This window comes from Saccharomonospora iraqiensis subsp. paurometabolica YIM 90007 (assembly GCF_000231035.2).
GTDB classification, from domain to species: Bacteria; Actinomycetota; Actinomycetes; order Mycobacteriales; family Pseudonocardiaceae; genus Saccharomonospora; species Saccharomonospora paurometabolica.
Genome location: NZ_KI912234.1, coordinates 1 through 2,882 on the forward strand (window position 1 = coordinate 1; position 2,882 = coordinate 2,882).

Sequence of the window (2,882 nt, forward strand, 5' to 3'; positions counted from 1 at the left end):
CCCGCCTGGCTCGTGCAGGCGTCACACCGCTGTCCACCGACGCGGCCCTGGCGCTGTTCGACGCCGCCACGGCCCACGACGACGCGCTCCTCGTTCCCGTCGGCCTCGACCTCGGCGCGCTGCGCTCGCGCACCGAGGTGCCCCCGCTGCTGCGCGGTCTTGTCGGGCCCCGGCGCGTACACCTCAAGTCCGTTTCGGACGTGCGCGGCGACCTCGCCGGATTGACCGGCGCCGAGCGGGAGCACCGCCTGCTCGATCTCGTCCGCACCCACGCCGCGGCGGTCCTCGGCCACACCTCCGCCGCCGCTGTCGAGCCGACTCGCGCGTTCAAGGACCTGGGTTTCGACTCGCTGACCGCCGTCGAGCTGCGCAACCGGCTCGCCTCCGCCACCGGCGCCCGCCTGCCGGCGACGGCCGTCTTCGACCATCCCAACCCGCGGGCCCTCGCCCGGGTCATCGCGGGCAGCGCCTCGCAGGTTCGGCCCGCGGCAGCCCCCGCGAAGACCGACGAGCCCATCGCCATCGTCGCCATGGCCTGCCGTTACCCCGGCGGTGTGTCCGGCCCGGAGCACCTGTGGGATCTGGTGCGCTCCGGCACCGACGCGATCGGTCCCTTCCCCGCCGACCGTGGGTGGGACATCGCGGGCGGCTACGACCCGACCGGCGCGCGGCCCGGTTCGTTCTCCGCGCGCGAAGGCGGTTTCCTCCACGACGTCGCGAACTTCGACGCCGAGCTGTTCGGGATCTCCCCGCGCGAGGCCCTGGCGATGGACCCGCAGCAGCGGCTGCTGCTGGAGGCCGCGTGGGAGACGTTCGAACGCGCGGGCATCGCGTCCGAACGACTGCGCGGCAGCCGCACCGGCGTGTTCGCGGGTCTCATGTATTCCGACTACGCGGGCCGCCTGACCGGCGTTCCGGAGGATGTCGAGGGCCTCGTCGGCACCGGCAACTCCGGCAGCGTCGCCTCCGGCCGCGTCGCCTACGCCTTCGGCCTGGAGGGTCCGGCGGTCACCGTCGACACGGCGTGCTCGTCCTCGCTGGTGGCGTTGCACCTCGCGGCACAGGCACTGCGGGCGGGGGAGTGCGACCTCGCGCTGGCGGGTGGCGCGACGGTCATGTCCACGCCGGGCCTGTTCGCCGAGTTCTCCCGCCAGCGCGGGCTCGCGCCCGACGGCCGGTGCAAGGCGTTCGGCGCGGACGCCGACGGCACCGGCTGGGCCGAGGGCGCGGGTGTCCTGGTGCTCGAACGTCTCTCCGACGCCGGGGCCAACGGTCACCCCGTGCTGGCCGTCGTGCGCGGCACCGCCGTGAACTCCGACGGAGCCTCCAACGGGCTGACCGCGCCGAACGGACCGGCGCAGCAGCGGGTCATCGCCGCCGCGCTGGCCGACGCGGGACTGGAGCCGTCGGATGTGGACGCTGTCGAGGCGCACGGCACCGGCACCTCCCTCGGCGACCCGATCGAGGCCGAGGCACTGATCGCCGCCTACGGCCGGGATCGGCCGACGCCGCTGGCGCTGGGGTCGCTCAAGTCCAACCTCGGCCACTCCCAGGCCGCCGCCGGGGTGGCCGGGGTGATCAAGCTGGTGCAGGCGCTGCGCCACGGCGTCCTGCCGCGCACCCTGCACGCCGACGAGCCCAGCCCGCACGTCGACTGGTCGACCGGCGCCCTGCGGCTGCTCACCGAGCCCGCCCCCTGGCGGCCCGGTGACCGGCCGCGCCGCGCGGGTGTGTCCTCCTTCGGGATCAGCGGCACCAACGCACACGTCGTTCTCGAAGAGGGCCCGCGGCCCACCGCAGGCACTCCCGCCGAGGGCCTGGTCGCGTGGCCGCTCTCGGCCAGGGACGAGGACGGCCTGCGACGCCGCGCCGCCGACCTGGCGGTATGGGTCGAACGTACCGGGGCCGACCCGGCCGAGGTCTCGCGCGCACTCGCCGCCCGCACCGCTTTCGACCACCGCGCCGTCGTGCTCGCCCACGACCGCGCCGGGTTCCTCGACGGCCTGCGTGAGGTGAGCCCGACCCGGGTCCGCGACGGCAAGCTCGCGTTCGTCTTTCCCGGCCAGGGCAGCCAGCGCCTGGGTGCGGGCCGTGAACTGTACGCCGCCGACCCGGTCTTCGCCGCCGCACTGGACGAGGTGCTCGGCGCGCTGGAGCCCGGCCTGCGGGACGTGCTCTGGGGCGACGACGCGGACCTGCTCCACCGCACCGAGCACGCCCAGCCCGCCCTGTTCGCCGTCGAGGTCGCCCTGTTCCGTGCCCTCACCGCGCGTGGGGTGCGTCCGGACGTACTTCTCGGCCACTCGATCGGCTCCCTCGCCGCGGCACACGTCGCCGGGGTGTTCTCGCTGACCGACGCCGCCGCGCTGGTGACCGCGCGGGGCAGGCTCATGCAGGCCCTCCCGGAGGGCGGGGCCATGCTCGCGGTCAACGCCGCCGAGGACGAGGTGCGGCCACTGCTCACCGAGGGGGTGTCCCTCGCCGCGGTCAACGGGCCCAGGGCGGTGGTCGTCTCCGGGGACACCGACGCCGTCACCGCGCTGGGCGCCCGGTGGCACGAGCGCGGCGTCCGCACGACCCGCCTCGCGGTCAGCCATGCCTTCCACTCCGCCCACATGGACCCGGCGTTGGAGGGCTTCCGCGCCGTCGCCGAGCGGGTCGGCTATGCCGCGCCGGAGCTGACCGTGGTCTCCGACCTCACCGGCGAGGTTGCGGGCGACGAGCTGGCCACCCCCGGCCACTGGGTGCGCCATGCCCGCCAGACTGTCCGGTTCCACGACGCGGTCGCCACCGCCACCGCACTCGGCGCGGACGCCTTCCTGGAGGTCGGCCCCGGCGGCGCGCTCACGGCCATGGTCGCCGACAGCGCCCCCGCCGCCGCC

General features: G+C 75.6%; 1 protein-coding gene. It reads left to right on the forward strand.

Annotated features, from left to right (window positions below; all coding sequences use genetic code 11):
* Positions 1-2,882, forward strand: a 2,882-nt coding sequence (locus tag SACPADRAFT_RS27060; protein WP_007027132.1) for a type I polyketide synthase, incomplete at both ends; no start/stop codon positions are given.